The sequence below is a fragment of the Bradyrhizobium sp. SZCCHNR1015 genome (genome assembly GCF_032489875.1).
In the GTDB taxonomy this organism is placed as follows: domain Bacteria; phylum Pseudomonadota; class Alphaproteobacteria; order Rhizobiales; family Xanthobacteraceae; genus Bradyrhizobium.
In genome coordinates, this window is record NZ_JAUEYW010000016.1 from 64,850 (window position 1) to 83,635 (window position 18,786).

Below are 18,786 nucleotides of genomic sequence, written 5' to 3' on the forward strand. Positions count from 1 at the left end.
CAGTCTCGGTGCAATGGTCGGAACCAGATCGTCTAGCGGAAGCGGTCGGAGGAATCGAGATAATCTCGGACATAACCGGCGACCGCATCCTCGAGCGACGTGAAGCCGCCGTTGTAGCCGGCGGCCACCAGCCGGTCGACGTTGCTCTGGGTGAAGTACTGGTAGCTGCCGCGAATCGCTTCGGGCATGTCGATGTACTCGATCCGCGGCGTCGCACCGAGCGTGGCATAGGCCGCGAGCATCATGTCCTTGAAGCTGCGCGCCCGGCCCGTGCCGACGTTGAACAGGCCCGACACGGAGGGAGAAGCCAACAGCCACAACATCACGCGAACGACGTCGTCGACATGGATGAAGTCGCGGCGCTGGTCGCCATCGGCGATGCCTTCGCGGTGCGACTTGAACAGCTGCAAGGTGTGCCCGGCCTTGATGTCGTCGAAGCGGCGGGTCAGCACGCTCATCATCGATCCCTTGTGGTACTCGTTGGGACCGAAGACGTTGAAGAACTTCAGCCCAACATATTGCGGCGGCAGCCGCTCGCCGCGCTCGGCGCGCGCTGCGACCGCCATGTCGAACAGATGCTTGCTCCAGCCGTAAAGATTCATCGGCCGCAGCGTCCTCAGCGCGGTGAGCGACGGATCATCGACGAAGCCCTGCGCGCCGTCGCCATAGGTCGCCGCCGACGAGGCGTAGATGAACGGCGTGGTGTTCGCCGTACACCAATCGAGCAGCCGCAGCGAACTGCGGAAGTTGCGCTCCATCACCAGGTCGCCGTCAACCACCGTGGTCGCGGAGATCGCGCCCATGTGCAGGACGGCCTCGAGCCTGCGACCCTTCAGCCAGGCGTCCAGATCGGATGGCGGCACGACGTCCGCCAGTTGCCGCTTGGCGAGGTTGCGCCACTTGCCCTCGCTGCCGAGCGTGTCGCAGACGACGACATCGGTGCGGCCCGCATCGTTCAGCGCCGCAACCAGATTCGATCCGATAAACCCGGCGCCGCCGGTCACCAGCAACATTCAGCAACCCGTCCTGATCCCGAAAACCCCGGCCCTCGCGTAGCGCATGCGACGGCAAAGTGTAAGCGCTTTGGTGACGGCCCGCTCGGCCCACTTTACGTGCGGCGGCCGAGCGGCTACCAGCGCGCCTGAGCCAGGCAGACAAAGAATGAATTCGAATTCGACCAAGGTGGAGGTGGACACCGCGGACACCAGCCCGATCCTGATCATTCCCTATATGTGGATCGGCGATTTCGTGCGCGGCCATACCGTGGTGCGGGTGCTCAAGGAGCGCTGGCCGAACCGGCCGGTCGACCTGCTGGTGACCTCGCTCTGCGCCCCGCTGGTGGATTACATGCCCGGCGTCCGCTCCGGCATCGTCTGGGACCTGCCGCGCAGCCGGTTGGCGCTCGGCCGGCAATGGCAGCTCGCTGCGATGTTGCGCGAACGCCACTATCGGACCGCCCTGGTGATGCCGCGGACCTGGAAATCGGCGCTGGCGCCCGCGCTCGCCGGCATCCCCGAGCGCGTGGGCTTCGTCGGCGAGGTCCGCTTCGGCCTGCTCAACCGCTGGCGCTGGGGCGAGAAAGCGCTCCCCCGCTTCATCGACAAGAATGCCGCGCTGGCGCTGCCCGACCGGGCGCCGCTGCCGCCGGAATGGCCCGTACCGCAGCTGCGGGTGCCTCAGGACGACGTCGCACGCTGGCGCGAGGCCCATGGCCTGGGGAACCGCCCGGCCGTAGCACTGGCCCCGGGGTCGGTGGGTGCCGCCAAGCGCTGGCCTTTTTACGGCGAGGCGGCCCGGCTGCTGCGCGAGGCCGGCCTCGACGTCTGGGTGGTCGGCGGCCCAGGCGAGAAGGCGCTGGCCGCCGAGATCGTCGCCACCGGCGGCCCTGCCGTCCGGGACCTGACCGGAACCGACCTACGCAACGGCATCCTGGCCATGGCCGCGGCCGGCGTCGCCATCTCCAATGATTCGGGGCTCATGCACATCGCCGCGGCGCTGGGGACGCCGACGATGGGCATCTTCGGCCCGACCAGCCCGTACCATTGGGCGCCGCTGAACGGCCTCGCGGCGACGGTCCAGACCAGGACCCAGCTCCCATGCCAGCCCTGCCACCGGCCAGTCTGCAGGATGAACGACCACCGCTGCATGCGCGACATTCCGGCGACCGAGGTCGCCGCCACCGCCCAGCGGGTCCTTGCCGACGCGGCGATCCCGGTCGCGCCCTAGCTTGCGAAGCGGCACCGCGCCCCATACACCGGCGCTGACGTAACCCGAGCCGCCACCGTGACCCGCGCCCCCGACCCGATCGCCAGCCATCTCGCCCGCTCCCGCGCCGCCATGGAGCGCGCGGCCGACGATGCCGCGATGCTCGCCTGCGCCGGGCGGATCGCCGCGACGATCATCGCGGCGCTGCGCGGCGGCCACAAGCTGCTGATCGTCGGCAACGGCGGCAGCGCGGCGGATGCCCAGCACATCGCGGCCGAGATCGTCGGCCGCTACAAACAGGAACGGCGGGCCTACGCGGCGATCGCACTGACCACCGACACCTCGGCGCTGACCGCGATCGGCAATGACTACGGCTTCGATCACGTCTTCGCCCGCCAGGTCGAAGGGCTCGGCGCGCCCGGCGACGTGCTGCTGGCGATCTCGACCTCCGGCCGGTCGCCGAGCATCCTCAACGCGCTGCGAAAGGCGCGCGAGCGCGGACTGAGCACCGTCGGCTTCACCGGTGCCAAGGGCCTCGCGATGGGCGAATTGTGCGACGAGCTGCTGGTCGCGCCGAGCGACGACACACCGCTGATCCAGCAGATCCACCTCGCCACCGCGCATGGCATCTGCGAGGTGATCGAGGCGACGCTGATGCAGGACGAGGGCTAGATGACGACCGATCAGCTCAAGCCGGCGGCGTTTCTCGACCGCGACGGCGTGATCAATCACGACGACAACTACATCGGCTCGCCCGAGCGCATCCGCTGGGTGCCGAATGTGGCGCAGGCGATCCGGCGACTCAATGACTCCGGCTATCACGTCTTCCTGTTCACCAACCAGTCCGGCGTCGCGCGCGGGCTGTTCTCGGAGGACGACGTGCTCAGCCTGCACGATTGGATGCGGGCCGAGCTCGCGGCGCAGGGGGCCGTGATCGACGACATCCGCTACTGCCCCTACCATACCGAAGGCTCCGTCGAGCAATATCTGCGCGACCATCCCTGGCGCAAGCCGGCGCCGGGCATGATCCTCGACCTGATGCAGCATTGGCCGATCCGGCGCGAGGGCAGCTTCGTGATCGGCGACCGTGCCTCCGACATCGCGGCAGCGGAAGCCGCGGGCCTGCCCGGCTTCCTGTTCGCCGGCGGCGACCTCGATGCATTCGTCGCCGACATCATCGCTCAGACCAGTCCGCGATAGACGGCGGCGATCTTGTCGGCCTCGGCCTCGAGGCTGAATTTTTCCACCACGCGCGCTCGCGCCTTCTCGCCCATCACACGTGCCGCCGCCGGATCCTGCATCAGCGGTTCGAGCGCTGAGACCAGCGCATCGACATCCCCCGGCGGCACCAGCACGCCTGTGACGCCCTCCTCCACCACGATCTCCGCCGCGCCGGCGCGCGCTGCGACGAGCGCTGCGCCTGCCGCCATCGCCTCGATCAAGGTCAGGCCAAAACCTTCGTTGCGGGAGGTGAAGGCATAGATCGTCAACCGCTGGTACCAGCGCTGGACGTCGGCGATGTCGAGCTCGCCGGTGATGACGATGCGCTGCTCCAGGCCGGCGGCGGCGATCTGTTTCTTCAGCTCGCTCGCGAACGGCATCTGCTCGGGCGTCACGGCGCCGACCAGCACCGCGGAAAAATCCGGAAAACGCGGCAGCAGCCGACACATCGCGGCGACGAACACGTCGCTGCCCTTCTGCGCGCGGACGCGGCCGAAGCAGCCGATGGCATATCTGCCCGGCAGGCCGCTCTCGGCGAAGGCCGCGGCGCGATCCACCGGCGGCGCGTAGATCTCCGTGTCGACGCCATGCGTCACCACCGTCGCCTCGCGCTTCAGATAGGACGCCGAGATGTCGCTGGTGGCGATGATCGCGTCCATGCAGCGGATCAGCCAGCGCGTGATCCAGCTGTGATGGCGCTGCGCGGCCGAGGTGAACACCAGCTTCAACGGCCAGCCGAGCGCCCGCAACAACACGCCGACGATCATCTCGTCGTTGCGGCGCGCGTGCCAGATCAGCGGCCGCCGCCGGCCCCACAGCCTGAACAGATCGCGCGCGCGCATCCGCGCAATCCCCTCCGGCGCGTAGGAGCCGAGCCACGCCGCGCCCACCAGCCTCGCGAGCTTGGGCGCCACCATGCGGTTGGTCGCGGTCACGCCGGAATAGCGCCGGTGCAGGTTGGGCACGATGACGTCGAGATCGGCGGCAGAAACAGGCTCGGCTTGCACTACTCACTCCAATTGCAGCGGTTCCCTATACGCAACATTAAGCATCGCCGCCAGTTCGCTATGCACGCAACAGGTCCTTCATTTCGCGGGCGTTAGTCTGCGGCAAAACAAACAGGGATCGCGTCAAACAATGACCGTGCTCGTGACCGGCGGCGCCGGCTATATCGGCAGCCACATGGTGCTCGCGCTGGCGGAAGCCGGCGAAAGCGTCGTGGTGATCGACAACCTCTCGACCGGCTTCTCCGCCTTCGTGCCCGACGGCGTGCCGCTGTTCATCGGCGATGCCGGCGACGAAAATCTCGTGGACGGCGTCATCAGCCAGCACGGCGTCGACAGCATCATCCATCTGGCGGGGTCGGTGGTGGTGCCGGAATCGGTGCGCGATCCGCTGCTCTACTACCGCAACAACACCATGACCACGCGCAGCCTGTTGAATGCGGCAGTCGCGCGCGGCGTCAGCCGCTTCGTGTTCTCCTCGACCGCCGCGGTCTACGGCAATCCGGACGAGGTTCCGGTGCCCGAGAGCGCGCCGACCCGGCCGACCTCGCCCTACGGCACCTCGAAGCTGATGGCCGAGATCATCCTGCACGACGTGGCGTCGGCGCATGACCTCAACTACGTGGTGCTGCGCTACTTCAACGTCGCCGGCGCCGATCCGTTCGGACGCAGCGGGCTTGCGACCGTCGGCGCGACGCATCTGATGAAGATCGCGATGGAGGTCGCCACCGGCCAGCGCGCCAAGATCGACATCTTCGGCACCGACTATCCGACCCCCGACGGCACCTGCATCCGCGACTTCATCCATGTCTGCGATCTCGCCCAGGTGCACCGCTCCGCGCTGGCCTATCTGCGCACCGGTGGCGGCTCGGTCACGCTGAATTGTGGGTACGGCCGCGGCTATTCCGTGCTCGAGACCATCGAGGCCGTCCGGCGCGTCTCCGGCCGCGCCATTCCCGTCCAATACGCGCCCCGCCGCCCCGGCGACATCATGAGCATGGTCGCCGACACCAGCCGTTTGAAGGCGCTGCTCGACTGGACCCCGACCTATGACGATCTGGAGACGATCGCCGCCCACGCGCTGGCCTGGGAGGAGAAACTGTTCCTGGAACGCCACAGCGGCGCGCTGCAGCGGGCCTCGGCCTAGAATCAAGCACTTAGCCGGAGGCCGGGGGGCTTGAAAAAGCCGCCCCGAGCGGGCAAGCACACTTGGCCGCCCAGCGATTTGCCTCGGCGGCCAGGGACCAGAATGGCCGAATTTCCGAAGAAGATCACTGACGATCCCTATGGCGCCGCGATCCTGATCCGCCGCCTGGTGATGGAACAGGGCATCGTCTACTGGCGGCGCTATCTCACCGCCTTCGCGCTGATGGCGGTGGCGGCCGGAGCGAGCGCCGCGGCGACCTACGTTCTCGGCCAGGTCATCAACAAGGCCTATGTCGAGAAGAGCATCCCGGGCATCGTCGTGCTCTCCGGCGTCACGGTGCTGCTGCTGTTCGTCAAGGGCGTGACCACCTACGGCTACGCCGTCATCCTGTCGAAGATCTCCAACGCCATCCTCGCCAACAATCAGCGGCAGCTGTTCGCCAAGCTGATGAACGAGAGCGTCGGCTTCTTCTCCGAGCGCCATTCGTCGGAGTTCCTGGCCCGGCTCACGTCCGGGGCCAAGTCGATCACCGACATCCTCAACATGCTCATCAACGCCATCGGGCGCGATCTCGTGACCCTGATCGCCATGATCGGCGTGATGGTCATGCAGGATCCCTGGATGTCGCTGCTCGGCCTGCTCGTGGTGCCGCCGGCGATGCTGGTGCTGCGCAAGCTGGTCAAGCGCATCAAGGGGCTCGCGTACAACCAGTTCACCGGCACCGCCGACATCCTCGAGACGATGCAGGAATCGCTGCAGGGCATCCGCACCGTCAAGGCGTTCACGCTCGAAGACACGATGCGCGCGCGCATCGACGAGAACATTGCCGTCGTCGAGCGCAACGCCAACAAGATGGCACGGGTGTCGAACCGCTCCAATCCGCTGATGGAGATGCTCGGCGGCTTCGCGGTCGCCGGCTGCCTGATGTATGCCGGCTACTCGGTGGTCGCGCTCAATGCCACGCCGGGCCAGTTCTTCTCGTTCATGATCGCCTTCCTGATGGCGACCGAGCCGGCGAAGCGGCTGGCGCGGCTCAACATCGACCTCAACAGCCAGCTCGTCGGCGCCCGCATGCTGCTCGAAGTGGTCGACAGCCCCGCGAGCGAGCAGCCCGACGACGACAAGCCGGCACTGAAGCTGTCGCAAGCCAAGATCGAGCTGCGCGACGTCAGCTTCGCCTATCGCGACAACGATCCGGTGCTCCGGCGCATGAGCTTCGTGGCCGAGCCCGGCAAGGTCACCGCGCTGGTCGGCCCGTCCGGCGGCGGCAAGTCGACGGTGCTGGCGCTGCTGCTGCGGTTCTACGAGGCGACCGCGGGCGACATCCTGATCGACGGCCAGTCGATCTCCAAGGTGTCGCGCCGCTCCTTGCGCGAGCAGGCCGCCTATGTCGGCCAGGACGTCTATCTGTTCCGCGACTCGATCCGCGCCAACATCGCCTTCGGCAAGCCCGGCGCCACCGAGGCCGAGATCATCGAGGCGGCGAAGGCGGCCTGCGCGCACGACTTCATCATGAGCTTCCCGCTCGGCTACGACACGCCGGTCGGCGAGCACGGCACGCAACTGTCCGGCGGCCAGCGCCAGCGCATCGCTGTCGCCCGCGCGCTGATCCGCAACGCGCCGATCATCCTGCTCGACGAGGCCACCGCGGCGCTGGATTCGGAATCCGAGCGGCAGGTGCAGGAGGCGATCGAGCATCTCTGCCAGAACCGCACCACCATCGTCATCGCGCACCGCCTGCACACCATCATGAACGCCGACGCCATCCTGGTGGTCGAGGCCGGCGAGATCGTCGAGCGCGGCCGGCATGACGATCTGTTGCGCCGTGGCGGCCGCTATGCTTCGTTCTTCCGCCTGCAACAGCGCGACATGGGGCCGAACGTCATCCCCATGACCGCGACCTCCTGAACCGACCATTTCACCGCATCGAGACATTTCATGAGCTCCACCGTCATCCCGGCCTTCCCGCAGCCTTCTCTTTCTGTCGTCGGCGAAGCTGGCATCTTCCCGGTCCGCCGCATCTGGTGCGTCGGCCGCAACTATCTCGAGCACATCCGCGAGATGGGCAATGACGAGCGCGACCCGCCGTTCTTCTTTGCGAAGCACGCCGACATGCTGGCGCCCGAAGGCGCCGTCATCCCCTACCCGCCGCTGACCACGGACATGCATCACGAGGTCGAGCTGGTGGTGGCGCTGAAGAGCGGCGGCCTGAACATTCCGACCGACAAGGCGCTCGACCACGTCTACGGCTACGCCGTCGGCATCGACCTCACCCGCCGCGACCTGCAGCTCGCCTCGCGCAAGATGCAGCGCCCCTGGGAGGTCGGAAAGTCGTTCGACCATTCCGCGCCCTGCTCCGCGATCCAGCCCGCGTCCAAGATCGGCCACCCGTCGAAGGGCAAGATCTGGCTGTCGGTCAACGGCACCGAGCGCCAGACCGGCGACCTTTCCGAGCTGATCTGGAACGTGCCGGAGATCATCTGGAAGCTCTCCCAGCAGGTCGAACTGGCGGCCGGCGACATCATCATGACCGGCACCCCCGCCGGGGTCGCGGCGGTGGTCGCCGGCGACAAGATCGAATGCGGCGTCGACGGCGTCGGCACGCTGAAGGTGTCGATCGGGCCGGCGGCGAAGTAAGCCCCGCGCCCACGGTCCACAACACTTCGAAAAAGCCGCGCCCCGCGCGGCTTCTTTCATTCTGACGCCCGATCGTAGCCAAGCACCGGGATCACCCTCCCCTGGAGGGGGAGGGTCGCCGCACGGAGAGCGAAGCGACCCGTGAGGCGGGGTGGGGTGATCTCTCCACTCGCACCGGCCCCGCGGAGAGATCACCCCACCCCGCTCGCCCGCTTCGCGCGCGATCGACCCTCCCCCTCCAGGGCCCCTCCAGGGGAGGGTGAGCACCGCGCAAGCAGTATCGTCTGATCCACAATCTCAAACAGCATGCAGGGCTGAGTCAGGCATAAGGCCGCGTCAGAGATGAGCATCCGCGTTCTCGCGACGCATTCCGCGCCCGAACTATGCCCGAAATCCCGCCCTCTCCGAATGGAGGGCGCAGGGAAGGCCGGGCGCTGGCCGCGCCCGTGGCCCGCCTGCGAAAAAATGCAGGCGGCAGGTACCACAGGTCTGGCCGAACACACCCGGCCCTCCCCGCGCGATGGTTTTAACAGGCTATAGCGCGCTCTTCCTGGTGCACCGGGCTTTCTGGCCACCATCCGCTGCGCAAAGCGAAGCTTTGTCGCAACGTTGACACTAGCGTCGGAGTGTCAGAACCACACGCCTTCACCGTCCGCGAGGAAAGCGTTCGTCCGTGCTCATCGCACGCCGCCGCCCCGCGTCCACCGCTCCCCGCTGCCAACGTCCGTGACGACCGCGAACCGTCCCCTACCGTGCAACGGGATGGACGGGACTGTAATGCTGATTTAGCGAAATTGTCAAGCCAATTTTGTCTTTTCAGAATCAGTTGCGAGAGATTGCAGAGAAAAGGTGATTTGGCCGACGGATGGCGCTGGAATAACCATTGGACCGTTCTAAAGACGTTGCACTGGCCCTCCCCTGCCAAAAATGCAGCTTCCAATCGTGGACAGACAACTTTAAATTGACGCGAGTTGTTGTATCGGCAAAATGATAACATTCAGATTCACTAACGACGTTCCGGGTCGAATATCGTGCAGAAAAAATATCAAGTCTTCATCTCTTCAACATTCAAAGACTTGGTGGACGAACGCCAAGATGCGCTCCGATCAGTTCTCGATATGGGGCACATCCCCTCTGGAATGGAAGCGTTTCCTGCCGCTGACGTGGAACAATTTGAATACATTAAAAAGATCATCGACGAATGCGACTACTATGTTCTGATAGTCGCAGGCCGCTACGGCTCTCTGGATACAACAGGCATTAGTTTTACCGAGAAAGAATATCGCTATGCCGTAAGCCAGAAGAGAACGGTTCTAGCATTCATCCACAATGATCTTGGGAACATTCCGGCCGGCAAGACCGACTTGGATAGCAATCTCCGAGAAAAGCTGAAAGCCTTCAGATCAGAGATCGGAACAGGAAGGCTCGTTCAGTTCTGGACTAACAGAGAAGAACTCAGGTCGAAAGTGATAATCTCCTTACATAAAGCCATGTCCGAATATCCTGGAGTTGGCTGGATGAGAGGAAACGCGGCAGCGAGCGAAGACTTACTTGCCCAAATCAATCGCCTTCGCCTTGAGAATGACGACTTGCGCTCAAAGATGGTAGCCCCGTTTGAAGGGAAGGACAGCTTAGCTGACCTTAAAAGTACATTTCTAATCCACTACACTTATAAGGAGTGGAACAGCCGCCTTTCGGAATTTAAAGAGCTACGCGCTACGGTAACAGTTAGCTGGGAAACTCTTTTCTTGCTATTATATCGCCAGTTCGTAACTCCGAGAAAGGATATTGTTTCTTCGCTACTGTGCTCGGCGCTTCAGGAAAAGAAACTTATACCAGCTACACGTGAAGAACCGCGCATATTCACGACCGATCTTCAGACTATTCAAGCGCAGTTGCATGCATACGGATTCATAGCGCCGGAAGTAGGAGGCGAAAGCAAAGATGGAAACCTTCAGGTAACTTCGCTAGGAGAGAGACGATATCTAGAGCTAGCCACGATTAAGGTAGACCAAGATAACAACTGGCAAGCTCAAGAGTAATAGCAATAGGCGCAACCGCCGTCCATCCGCGGGCAGCAAGGGCGGATTGCGCTCCGCTAATCCGCCCTACTCTGTCCTACCTCACCGAAACGCCGACACCACGATCGCGCCCACGATCGCTACCGTCAGCGTGTACTTCGCCGCATAATACACCGTCCTGTTCCACGCCTTCACCTTGCGCGTCGCGAGGTGAAACTCATACAGCTTCCCGAACACCTTGTTCAGCACGCCGACGTGCTCGCCCTCGACGTTCTGGGTCGCCGACGCCTTGACGATGTGATGGCTGACCCAGCGGTTGAGGGCGGTCATGAAGGAGAGCTTCATCGGGCGCTCGACGTCGCAGAACAGGATGATGCGGTTGATGTCGGTGGCGTTCTCGGCGCTGTGGATGAACGTCTCGTCGAACATGAAGGCCTCGCCGTCGCGCCAGACGCAGGGCACGCCGTCGACCAGGATGCGGCACTTGTCGGAGTTCGGCGTGACCAGCCCTAAGTGATAGCGCAGTGAGCCGGCGAAGGGGTCGCGGTGGGCGCCGAGCTTGCCGCCGGGCGGCAGCATCGCGAACATCGCGCCGTGCACATTGGGGATGGAGTTCAGCAACTCGACGGTCTTCGGGCACAGCGTGCGGGCCGACGGCAGGAAGTCGTCGTACCATTTCAGATAGAAGCGCTTCCAGCCGCTCTTGAAGAACGAATAGAAACCCCAGTCGTTGTTGGCCGCGGCAGCGCGGATGAAGCCCTCGTCGAACAGGCGCACCGCCTCCTCGCGGATCTCCTGCCAGTTGTCGGTCAGCTTCTGCAGCTCGGGAAACTGCTCGACTGGAATGACGGGCGTGTTCGGCACGGCCGAGCCGGCATACATCAGCACGTTGTAGGGCGCGAGGTAGGTGGAGTGGTCGCCGAGCTGGCGGGCGAAGCGCAGCCGCTGCTTGCCGCGGAAGTGGACGTAGATGGTGGCCCCGATCAGGATGTAGAGGCCGATGAGCTGTGGCGCGAGGAGCTGTCTGAGCATGTCCGGGACCCATGATCCGGCCGCTCAGAGCGTGTTGCGCAGAACCGTGTCGCCTTCTGGGCGAGGATCGAAGATGGTGCTCTGATGCCGGCCAGGCGCCTCAATTTAGCCGCAAGCGCGGCCGGCCGCATCCCTTCGCACGACGGTTGTGAACGGGAATCTGGGTTGAAAGTTCTGCGGCGTGACCGGATTGCAACAGCCGCCGGCCCTGACCGGCGATCGCGCTAGATCCGCGTCAGCTCCTGAAGGCCCTTGAAGGTCAGCCGCTTGGGGTCCCGGACGCCGGCCAGATACATGCGGCGGATGAAGGCGGCCACCGCATCGCGGTCGCAGCCGGTCAGGACGACGATGGCATCCACCGCGGTCTTCTGGGCCTCCATGGGACTGGTCCTCCTGGCAATGCACCCGGCACGCGCAGGCTGTCACGATGCCGATTAACATCGCGTTAACCGTGCGGACGGCCGCCAGTTCCCATGCCGCGATTCCCGCCGCCGCTCCATACGCGAAACCGCGCAGGCCGGAGCGGCGCCTGTCGCGCGCCGCGGCAGCGCCGCCGTCACACCATGAAGAAGTCCTCGGGCGCCCCGATCAGGCGGTCATCGCCGTGGGCCACGAGATTCCGCCGCATCGGGCGGACCGGCGGCGTGATGACCCGCCGCTCCAGTTCATTGGCGCCCGGCAACTGATCGACGAAGCGGACGGCGAAGCCGCTGGGGAAATGCCGGATGACGCGGCCGATGCAACTGCCCACCGCCAGCGGCGTGCCGATCTCCGGCTGGATCTCCGCGGAGACTGCGGCGCCCGACATCGAGGCATCGATCACGAAGCACGGGATGATGCTGCCGTCGGCGAGCGTCAGCGCCGAATGCGGCGAGTTCGGCACGAAGCGCGCGTCGCGGCGGGAATCGCGGATCGACGGATCCTTCTGCTTCTTCTCCAGCCAGACCAGCTTCTCGGCGAGCTTGGCGCGCTCGGCCCGCGTCATCTCCAGCTCGAGCAGGAAGCCGCCATGCACGGTGTCGCTGATCTCGCCTTCGAACTTGCCGAAGTCGCGGAAATACGAGGTCAGGCGATCGCCGACCTTGCCGACGACGGGCACCTCGAGCAGCGCGCGAAACGGCGACACCCGCGTGGTGCGGCAGGCGAAGGATCGCAGCCGTCCTTCAGGGGAATACCAGTTCGGCAGCGTGTAGGACCCGACCGTCTGAATCCTGACCGCGCGCTGCTTCAGGAATCGAGCAACCGACATTGCGCGTCTCCCCTCCAACCCAGGATATCCCCGACGATGACGGCGCGGCCCCCGCCGCGGCACGATGCGCTGGTTACAATTTCTGCGTGCATTTTAGGTCGTACTAAATCGAATTGGGCATGACCGCCGTGCCCGGACCGTGCGCGCAAATTGTTGAGGAAATCTGAATGTCGAGACGGAAATCCCGCTCAACGGAATCGTATGTCCAACCCGTTTCGGCTTTCTGAAGATGCGACCCCGTCTGATTACGGTGCAGCATGGCATGCAGTGTCGGCATCGTCGCCCCCATGGAGAGTTCAGCGCGGATGTTTCGCGTGGCGCAGGGGCAAGTCGTGATCGGCCGATCCGCGCTGCCTCGCGCGACGGCACAACCTCGTCGGCGGGGTCGACGTTCCTACGCTCGTGTTGTTAGCAAACGATTCAGCTTAACGAGATTCGCACTGAGGCGTGGCTGCAACTCATGATCTCATTCTGTCGCGCGCGAGCCGACGGATGCGTGCAGGCGCGCCGTGCGCAAATAGCTAACACATTCGCGGCGTTTCACTATTTGCACGCTAACAACCTGTTCACCACTTGCGCAATCGTTGCTTGATGCGGGTGCCGCGGCCCGCCGCGTTCAAGTCTGCTTATACCATTGGCGCTTAGTCGTTAGTGAGGGAGAACGGCTGTCAGTCGTCAGCGTGTTTGCTCCCGGTGTATGAGTAAGAGAGTAGTCACGCGTATGATGACCGCACGCATCGTGGTGTTAACCATCGCTCTCGGCGCGGGCGGCGTTGCGGCCTATCTGGTCAGCAATTCCGACGGCCAGCGGCAGGCGCCGGTGGCGCCGGTCGTGCAGTTGCCGACGGTCGAGGTGCTGGTCGCCAAGACCGACATCGGACTCGGACAGGCGATCAAGCCCGGCGACCTGATCTGGCAGACATGGCCGGAGGCCGCGAGCAACATCTTCATCCGGCGCGGCGACCGTCCCGAAGCGGCCAATCAGCTCGTCGGCACCATCGCCCGCTCGCCCTTCGTGATCGGCGAGCCGATCCGCGAGCAGAAGCTGGTGAAGGCGGACGGCTCCGGCTTCATGGCGGCGATCCTGCCCGCGGGCATGCGCGCGATCTCCACCGAGATCTCGCCCGAGACCGGCGCCGGCGGCTTCATCCTGCCGAACGACCGCGTCGACGTCATCCTGTCGAAGCGCGACAAGAATCCTGACAAGCCCGGCGCCGCCGACTTCGTCAGCTCCGAGATCATTCTCTCCAACGTCCGCGTGCTCGCGATCGACCAGGCGCCGAAGGAGAAGGAAGGCCAGAACACCGTCGTCGGCAAGACGGTGACGCTCGAGCTCAGGCCCGAGCAGGCCGAGACCCTGGCGCGCGCGCGCCAAGCCGGCTCGCTGGCGCTGGCGCTGCGCAGCATCGCTGACGTGAACGCAGCCGACGGCAACAAGACCGAGGCACAGCAACAGCAGCAGCAGATGGCGCGACGGGGCAGCGCCATCGAGATCATTCGCTATGGGATCACGAGCTCGCTCACGGCGCAGAAGTGATCGAAAGGACGTGGAAGATGATGGGTGGGCATCAACGCGCAACGTTCGGGACGTGGGTCGTCCGCGCGCTATCGACATCGGCCGTGATCGGGCTTGCGCTCAATCCGGCGCTGACGCCGGTGAAGGCGGCTGACGACAGGCTGGAGACACCCGTGGTGTCGGTCGGCTCGTCGAAGATGCGCTTTCTTTCGCTCGGCATCGGCAAGTCCGTCGTCGTCGACTTCCCGCAGGACGTCAAGGACGTGCTGGTCGCCGATCCCAAGGTCGCCAACGCCGTCGTCCGTTCGGCCCGGCGCGCCTACATCATCGGCGCGGCGGTCGGCCAGACCAACGTGGTGTTCTTCGACGGCGAGGGACAGCAGGTCGCGGCCTACGACATCGCGATCAAGCGCGACCTCAACGGCGTGCGCCAAGCGCTGAGCCAGAGCATTCCCGGCGTGAAGATCGACGGCGTCGGCGAGGGCGTGATCCTGACAGGATCGGTGTCGAGCCCGGTCGAGGCGCAGCAGGCCGGCGAAATCGCCGCACGGCTGGTCGGCGGCGCCGACAAGGTGGTCAACTCGATCGTCGTGCGCGGCCGCGACCAGGTGATGCTGAAGGTCAACGTGTCGGAGGTCCGGCGCGAGATCGTCAAGCAGCTCGGCATCGATCTGAGCGCCAGCCTGAACTACGGCACCGCGGTGGTGAACTTCAACAACACCAACCCGTTCACCGCCTATGGCAAGTCGCTGGTCGGGACCAACGGCCTGTCCGCCACCGGCGGCGGCTTGTCGTCGGTCTCGGCGACGCTGCGCGCGATGGAGACGGCCGGTGTCGTCAAGACGCTGGCCGAGCCCAACCTGACCGCGATCTCCGGCGAATCCGCGACCTTCATCGCGGGCGGTGAATTCCCGATTCCCGGCGGCTATTCCTGCGACCCGACCACGCGGGTCTGCAGCACGTCGATCACCTACAAGAAGTTCGGCATCTCGCTCAACTTCACGCCCGTCGTGCTCGGCGAAGGCCGCATCAGCCTGCGGGTGATGACGGAGGTGTCGGAGCTGTCGAACGACAATGCGATCACGGTGTCCTACGCGCTGACCTCGGCCTCGACCTCGTCGGTGACGATCCCCGCGATCCGCACCCGCCGCGCCGAGACCACGGTCGAGATCCCCTCGGGCGGATCGATGGCGATGGCCGGCCTGATCCAGAACCAGACCAAGCAGGCGATCAACGGCCTGCCCGGGCTCAATCAGCTGCCGGTGCTCGGCCAGCTGTTCCGCAGCCAGGACTACGTCAACAACGAGACCGAGCTGATGGTGATGGTGACGCCCTATGTCGTGCGCGCCGTCGCCCAGAAGGAGCTGTCGCGTCCGGACGACGGCTTTGCGCCGGCCACCGACTCGGAGTCGGCGCTGCTCGGCCGCATGAACCGGCTGTACGGCATCGCCGCCAAGGTCGACGCGGCCACGGGGCAGCCGGCCGGCTTCGGCTTCATCATCGACTGAGGTTGCGGGACGACGGGGCACGGGGGAACGATCATGTCGGCAACATCCACACGAGACGGCGGACGCACGCTGCGCCGGATCGGCGCCATCGCGGGGCTGGCGCTCACGCTCGGCGCCTGCAACGCCACCACCGGTGAGGTCGTCGCGACGATCCCGGACGACTACAGGATCCGCCATCCGATCGCGATCGAGGAAGGCCGGCAGTCGACCGTCGTCTTCGTCGGCAGCGGACGCGGCGGCCTGACCTACCAGCAGCGCGTCGACGTCGCGGGGCTCGCGCGCTCGTGGCTGCGCGAAGGCACCGGTGGAATCATGGCGGAAGTGCCGACGGGCACGTCGAACGCGCGCGCCGCGGCCGACGCCTATCGCGAGATCCGCGCCGTGCTGACCGCCGGCGGCGTTCCCGGGCACGCGATCACCCTGCGCAACACCATGCCGGACGATCCGCGGCAGCTCGCCGTCATCCGGCTGAGCTATCCGAAGATCGCCGCCGTCGCCGGCCCCTGCGGGCTGTGGCCGGACGATCTCGGGCCGAACATCGACAATCGCGGCTACAGCAGCAACCAGCACTATCAGAATTTCGGCTGCGCCACGCAGCGCAACCTCGCCGCGATGATCGACAACCCGGCCGATCTCGAGCAGCCGCGCTCGGAGATGGCCGCCTACACGCCGCGCCGCTCCGCTTTGTTCGAGAAGTACCGCAAGGGCGAGTCGACCGCGGTGGCGTATCCGGAGTCCGAGAAGGCCAAGCTCAGCGATACAGGCAAATGATCAACGCGTCCCGTCAAAGCCAGGACGAGCCGGCCGCCCCCAGCGGCCCCGTGCTCGACGACCACATCGCGCCGGTGCCGCGCGTCTCGGTGCAGGCGTTCTGCGAAACCGACCAGACCTCGTCCGCGATCCTCGCCGCCAGCCAGGACCGCCGACTCGGCAAGGCGCACATCACGATCAAGGCGGGCGGCATGGCGCGCGCCATCGAGACCTATCATTCGCAGCCGACGCCGAACGTCATCGTGATCGAGACCAGGCCCGGCGGCGACATTCTCGGCGGCCTCGACGATCTCGCCAGCGTCTGCGATCCGGGCACCCGCGTGGTGCTGATCGGCAGCCCGGCCGACGGCGTCGCCTATCGCGAGCTGGTCCGGCGCGGCGTCAACGACTACGTGATCGGCCCGGTCGAGACCATCGACGTCATCCGCTCGGTCTGCAGCCTGTTCTCGGCCTCGGAGGCCGTGATCACCGGCCGCATCATCGCCGTGGTCGGCGCCAAGGGCGGCGTCGGCGCCTCCACCGTCGCCCACAACGTCGCCTGGAGCATGGCGCGCGACCTGACGCTGGATTCCGTCGTCATCGATCTCGACATGGCGTTCGGCACCGCGGGACTGGACTACAACCAGGATCCGCTGCAGGGCATCGCCAACGCCGTGTTCCAGCCTGATAGGCCCGATACGGCGCTGATGGAGCGCCTGCTCGCCAAATGCACCGAAAATCTCAACCTGCTCGCCGCGCCCGCGACCCTCGACCGCGTCTATGATTTCGGCGCCGACGCGTTCGACGCCATCTTCGACACCCTGCGCATGACCCAGCAATGCATCGTGCTCGACGTGCCGCACCAATGGTCGGCCTGGACGCGGCACGCGCTGATCAATGCCGACGACATCCTCGTGGTCGCCGAGCCCGATCTGGCGAACCTGCGCAACGCCAAGAACCTGCTCGGCGTGCTCAAGGCCTCGCGTCCCAACGACCGGCCGCCGCTGTACTGCCTGAACCAGGTCGGCATGCCCAAGCGGCCGGAGATCGACCTGAAGCGCTTCGCCAAGACCGTCGAGGCCGAGCCGGTCGCGATCATCCCGTTCGACTGCAAGCTGTTCGGCACCGCCGCCAACAACGGCCAGATGATCGCGGAGATCGCGGCGCTGAGCCGCACGCCAAAACTGTTCCAGGACATCGCCAACCGGCTGACGGGGCGGATCGACCACAAGCCGCAGCGCAGCTCGCTGCTGGCGCCGATCGCAAAGCTGCTCGGCGCGAAATAGCGCTTCAGTCGTCGGATCGGCTGAGCGCCCGCGCCAGCGCCTTGTCGGGCTCGCCGGCCACCGGACGGTCACGGCGCGGCGACAGCTCGCGCTGCGCGATCTTGCGGCGCTCCAGGATGCGCTTGACATAGGCGACGCTGGCGCTGGCCTGCTCCGGCGGCAGTCCTGATCGCGCGATGCTCTCGGCCTCGCTCATCCGGCCCTCCAGCCCGACGATGACGGCGAGGTTGGTCCTGACCCGCGGGCTGGCATCGGGATGCGCGCTCGCCTTGCGCAACTGCTCCTCGGCCTTCGGCAGCTCGTTCGTGAGCGCGTAGGAGAGACCGAGATTGGACAGCACGGACGGGTCGTCAGGGGCGATCTTCAGCGCCGTCATGTAGTATTGCCGGGCCTCCTCGTTGCGCCCCATCTGGTCGAGCGTGGCGCCCTGCGCCGACAGGATGCGCCAGTCGGGATCCTCGGGCGAATGCGCGCGGCTGAGCACGTCGAACGCCTGCTGGAAATTGCCGTTGTCGGCGAGCGCACGGCCATAGGCCGCAAGCAGCGTCCTGTTGCCGGGGCTTGCGATGCTCGCCTGCTCCAGCACGGCGACGGCCTGCGAGCGCTGGCCGGTGGCGCGCAGGGCGCTGCCATAGCGCAGCGCCACCTCGGGATCGTCGGGACTGGCGCGGAAGCGCTCGCGAAGCTGGTCGATCTCGGCGCGCGGGTCGGCGGCGGCAGCGCGGCTCTTTTCGGGATTGCCGCCCAGTGCCCCCGTGACCTCGCTGAGATCGGTGGTCTGGCAGGCGCCGAGACCGAGCAGGACGGCCGTGAACGACAGCGCGAACGCGGCCGGCCGGAGCAGAGGGAGAGAGCGGAGGGGCCGCGTACGCATGCAACTGAACTACTTCGGGACCAGATGATCTGCACGCTGGCAGATTAACCCTAAGGTCCCGTTAAGCGGGCGCGGCCGGCCCGCCTCAATCGATGAATTCGGCGCCGAACTCGCAGCCGATGCGCCAGGCCAGCCGGCACTTGCGCTGGTGGTCGGGCGCGAAGACGATGGTGAACTGCGGGGGAATCTCGACGAATTCGGCGATCACCTTGACGCCGCCGTCGGAAATATCCGTGACCGTGCAGTCGCGCGGCAGGCTGCCGTTGCCGTAGTGAATCTTCGCGATCCTCCTGCACAGCCGACGTTCACTCTTGCGACGGTTCGCCAACATCAACA

The 18,786-nt window shown here is 65.6% G+C and carries 18 protein-coding genes; 11 read left to right on the forward strand and 7 right to left on the reverse strand.

Annotated features, from left to right (window positions below; all coding sequences use genetic code 11):
- Window positions 1-32 precede the first annotated feature (32 nt).
- On the reverse strand, window positions 33-1,013 hold the full coding sequence (rfaD, locus tag QX128_RS25955; RefSeq protein ID WP_315803510.1) for an ADP-glyceromanno-heptose 6-epimerase: 981 nt from the start codon (window positions 1,011-1,013) through the stop codon (window positions 33-35).
- A 148-nt stretch (window positions 1,014-1,161) separates the two neighbouring features.
- Between rfaD and waaF the strand changes: the two genes are divergently transcribed.
- The 3 genes from waaF to QX128_RS25970 are packed head-to-tail and all read left to right on the forward strand — an operon-like array spanning window position 1,162 to window position 3,405.
- Window positions 1,162-2,226, forward strand: coding sequence for a lipopolysaccharide heptosyltransferase II (waaF, locus tag QX128_RS25960; protein ID WP_315803511.1), 1,065 nt, complete (start codon window positions 1,162-1,164; stop codon window positions 2,224-2,226).
- 57 nt (window positions 2,227-2,283) lie between these two features.
- The gene (locus QX128_RS25965) at window positions 2,284-2,877 is read left to right on the forward strand and encodes a D-sedoheptulose 7-phosphate isomerase (protein ID WP_315803512.1); all 594 of its coding nucleotides are present in this window, start codon (window positions 2,284-2,286) and stop codon (window positions 2,875-2,877) included.
- Window positions 2,878-3,405: an HAD family hydrolase gene (locus QX128_RS25970; RefSeq protein WP_316238898.1), complete on the forward strand. Its 528-nt coding sequence runs from the start codon at window positions 2,878-2,880 to the stop codon at window positions 3,403-3,405.
- Here QX128_RS25970 and QX128_RS25975 read toward each other — a convergent pair.
- Complete coding sequence (locus QX128_RS25975) at window positions 3,387-4,433, reverse strand: glycosyltransferase family 4 protein (RefSeq protein ID WP_316238899.1); 1,047 nt, start codon at window positions 4,431-4,433, stop codon at window positions 3,387-3,389. The two genes, QX128_RS25970 and QX128_RS25975, sit on opposite strands and share 19 nt — an antisense overlap.
- Window positions 4,434-4,563: 130 nt before the next feature.
- Between QX128_RS25975 and galE the strand changes: the two genes are divergently transcribed.
- The 4 genes from galE (at window position 4,564) to QX128_RS25995 (ending at window position 10,256) form a co-directional block, all read left to right on the forward strand.
- Complete coding sequence (galE, locus tag QX128_RS25980; RefSeq protein ID WP_316238900.1) at window positions 4,564-5,577, forward strand: UDP-glucose 4-epimerase GalE; 1,014 nt, start codon at window positions 4,564-4,566, stop codon at window positions 5,575-5,577.
- A gap of 102 nt (window positions 5,578-5,679) precedes the next feature.
- The gene (locus QX128_RS25985; protein WP_316238901.1) at window positions 5,680-7,485 is read left to right on the forward strand and encodes an ABC transporter ATP-binding protein; all 1,806 of its coding nucleotides are present in this window, start codon (window positions 5,680-5,682) and stop codon (window positions 7,483-7,485) included.
- Between the two features lie 30 nt (window positions 7,486-7,515).
- A complete protein-coding gene (locus tag QX128_RS25990; protein ID WP_316238902.1) occupies window positions 7,516-8,214 on the forward strand; it encodes a fumarylacetoacetate hydrolase family protein in 699 nt (232 codons plus the stop codon).
- A gap of 1,031 nt (window positions 8,215-9,245) precedes the next feature.
- Window positions 9,246-10,256 (forward strand): DUF4062 domain-containing protein, encoded by a 1,011-nt coding sequence (locus tag QX128_RS25995; protein ID WP_316238903.1) that lies wholly within the window; start codon window positions 9,246-9,248, stop codon window positions 10,254-10,256.
- A gap of 81 nt (window positions 10,257-10,337) precedes the next feature.
- Here the strand turns inward: QX128_RS25995 and QX128_RS26000 are convergent, their stop codons facing one another.
- The 3 genes from QX128_RS26000 to QX128_RS26010 all read right to left on the reverse strand — a co-directional run bounded on the left by QX128_RS26000 (window position 10,338) and on the right by QX128_RS26010 (window position 12,516).
- Window positions 10,338-11,267 carry an aspartyl/asparaginyl beta-hydroxylase domain-containing protein gene (locus tag QX128_RS26000; RefSeq protein ID WP_316238904.1) on the reverse strand — a complete coding sequence of 310 codons (930 nt, stop codon included), beginning with the start codon at window positions 11,265-11,267 and terminating at the stop codon, window positions 10,338-10,340.
- A 224-nt stretch (window positions 11,268-11,491) separates the two neighbouring features.
- Window positions 11,492-11,647 (reverse strand): hypothetical protein, encoded by a 156-nt coding sequence (locus QX128_RS26005; protein ID WP_316216890.1) that lies wholly within the window; start codon window positions 11,645-11,647, stop codon window positions 11,492-11,494.
- Between the two features lie 176 nt (window positions 11,648-11,823).
- Window positions 11,824-12,516 (reverse strand): PilZ domain-containing protein, encoded by a 693-nt coding sequence (locus QX128_RS26010; protein ID WP_315803523.1) that lies wholly within the window; start codon window positions 12,514-12,516, stop codon window positions 11,824-11,826.
- Window positions 12,517-13,237: 721 nt separating this feature from the next.
- Between QX128_RS26010 and cpaB the strand changes: the two genes are divergently transcribed.
- The 4 genes from cpaB to QX128_RS26030 are packed head-to-tail and all read left to right on the forward strand — an operon-like array spanning window position 13,238 to window position 17,576.
- Complete coding sequence (gene cpaB / locus QX128_RS26015; protein ID WP_315712864.1) at window positions 13,238-14,053, forward strand: Flp pilus assembly protein CpaB; 816 nt, start codon at window positions 13,238-13,240, stop codon at window positions 14,051-14,053.
- A 17-nt stretch (window positions 14,054-14,070) separates the two neighbouring features.
- Window positions 14,071-15,540 carry a type II and III secretion system protein family protein gene (locus QX128_RS26020; RefSeq protein ID WP_315803524.1) on the forward strand — a complete coding sequence of 490 codons (1,470 nt, stop codon included), beginning with the start codon at window positions 14,071-14,073 and terminating at the stop codon, window positions 15,538-15,540.
- 33 nt (window positions 15,541-15,573) lie between these two features.
- A complete protein-coding gene (locus QX128_RS26025) occupies window positions 15,574-16,311 on the forward strand; it encodes a CpaD family pilus assembly protein (RefSeq protein ID WP_316238905.1) in 738 nt (245 codons plus the stop codon).
- Window positions 16,308-17,576, forward strand: coding sequence for a CpaE family protein (locus tag QX128_RS26030; RefSeq protein ID WP_316238906.1), 1,269 nt, complete (start codon window positions 16,308-16,310; stop codon window positions 17,574-17,576). Before QX128_RS26025 ends, QX128_RS26030 begins: the two co-directional genes overlap by 4 nt.
- Before the next feature lie 4 nt (window positions 17,577-17,580).
- On the opposite strand, the gene QX128_RS26035 is transcribed toward QX128_RS26030, so the two are convergent.
- Both QX128_RS26035 and QX128_RS26040 read right to left on the reverse strand, forming a co-directional pair.
- Complete coding sequence (locus QX128_RS26035) at window positions 17,581-18,450, reverse strand: tetratricopeptide repeat protein (RefSeq protein WP_315803527.1); 870 nt, start codon at window positions 18,448-18,450, stop codon at window positions 17,581-17,583.
- Window positions 18,451-18,535: 85 nt separating this feature from the next.
- Complete coding sequence (locus QX128_RS26040) at window positions 18,536-18,781, reverse strand: PilZ domain-containing protein (protein ID WP_315712872.1); 246 nt, start codon at window positions 18,779-18,781, stop codon at window positions 18,536-18,538.
- Between the last annotated feature and the right edge of the window lie 5 nt (window positions 18,782-18,786).

Excerpts from the sequence above, each read along its gene's own strand:
- rfaD (WP_315803510.1), bottom strand. The coding sequence starts at position 1,013 with ATGTTGCTGGTGACCGGCGGCGCCGGGTTTATCGGATCGAATCTGGTT.
- QX128_RS25985 (WP_316238901.1), top strand. The coding sequence starts at position 5,680 with ATGGCCGAATTTCCGAAGAAGATCACTGACGATCCCTATGGCGCCGCG.
- QX128_RS25990 (WP_316238902.1), top strand. The coding sequence starts at position 7,516 with ATGAGCTCCACCGTCATCCCGGCCTTCCCGCAGCCTTCTCTTTCTGTC.
- QX128_RS25970 (WP_316238898.1), top strand. The coding sequence starts at position 2,878 with ATGACGACCGATCAGCTCAAGCCGGCGGCGTTTCTCGACCGCGACGGC.
- QX128_RS26010 (WP_315803523.1), bottom strand. The coding sequence starts at position 12,516 with ATGTCGGTTGCTCGATTCCTGAAGCAGCGCGCGGTCAGGATTCAGACG.
- QX128_RS26025 (WP_316238905.1), top strand. The coding sequence starts at position 15,574 with ATGTCGGCAACATCCACACGAGACGGCGGACGCACGCTGCGCCGGATC.
- QX128_RS26030 (WP_316238906.1), top strand. The coding sequence starts at position 16,308 with ATGATCAACGCGTCCCGTCAAAGCCAGGACGAGCCGGCCGCCCCCAGC.
- galE (WP_316238900.1), top strand. The coding sequence starts at position 4,564 with ATGACCGTGCTCGTGACCGGCGGCGCCGGCTATATCGGCAGCCACATG.
- QX128_RS26000 (WP_316238904.1), bottom strand. The coding sequence starts at position 11,267 with ATGCTCAGACAGCTCCTCGCGCCACAGCTCATCGGCCTCTACATCCTG.
- QX128_RS26020 (WP_315803524.1), top strand. The coding sequence starts at position 14,071 with ATGATGGGTGGGCATCAACGCGCAACGTTCGGGACGTGGGTCGTCCGC.
- cpaB (WP_315712864.1), top strand. The coding sequence starts at position 13,238 with ATGATGACCGCACGCATCGTGGTGTTAACCATCGCTCTCGGCGCGGGC.
- waaF (WP_315803511.1), top strand. The coding sequence starts at position 1,162 with ATGAATTCGAATTCGACCAAGGTGGAGGTGGACACCGCGGACACCAGC.
- QX128_RS26005 (WP_316216890.1), bottom strand. The coding sequence starts at position 11,647 with ATGGAGGCCCAGAAGACCGCGGTGGATGCCATCGTCGTCCTGACCGGC.
- QX128_RS26035 (WP_315803527.1), bottom strand. The coding sequence starts at position 18,450 with ATGCGTACGCGGCCCCTCCGCTCTCTCCCTCTGCTCCGGCCGGCCGCG.
- QX128_RS26040 (WP_315712872.1), bottom strand. The coding sequence starts at position 18,781 with ATGTTGGCGAACCGTCGCAAGAGTGAACGTCGGCTGTGCAGGAGGATC.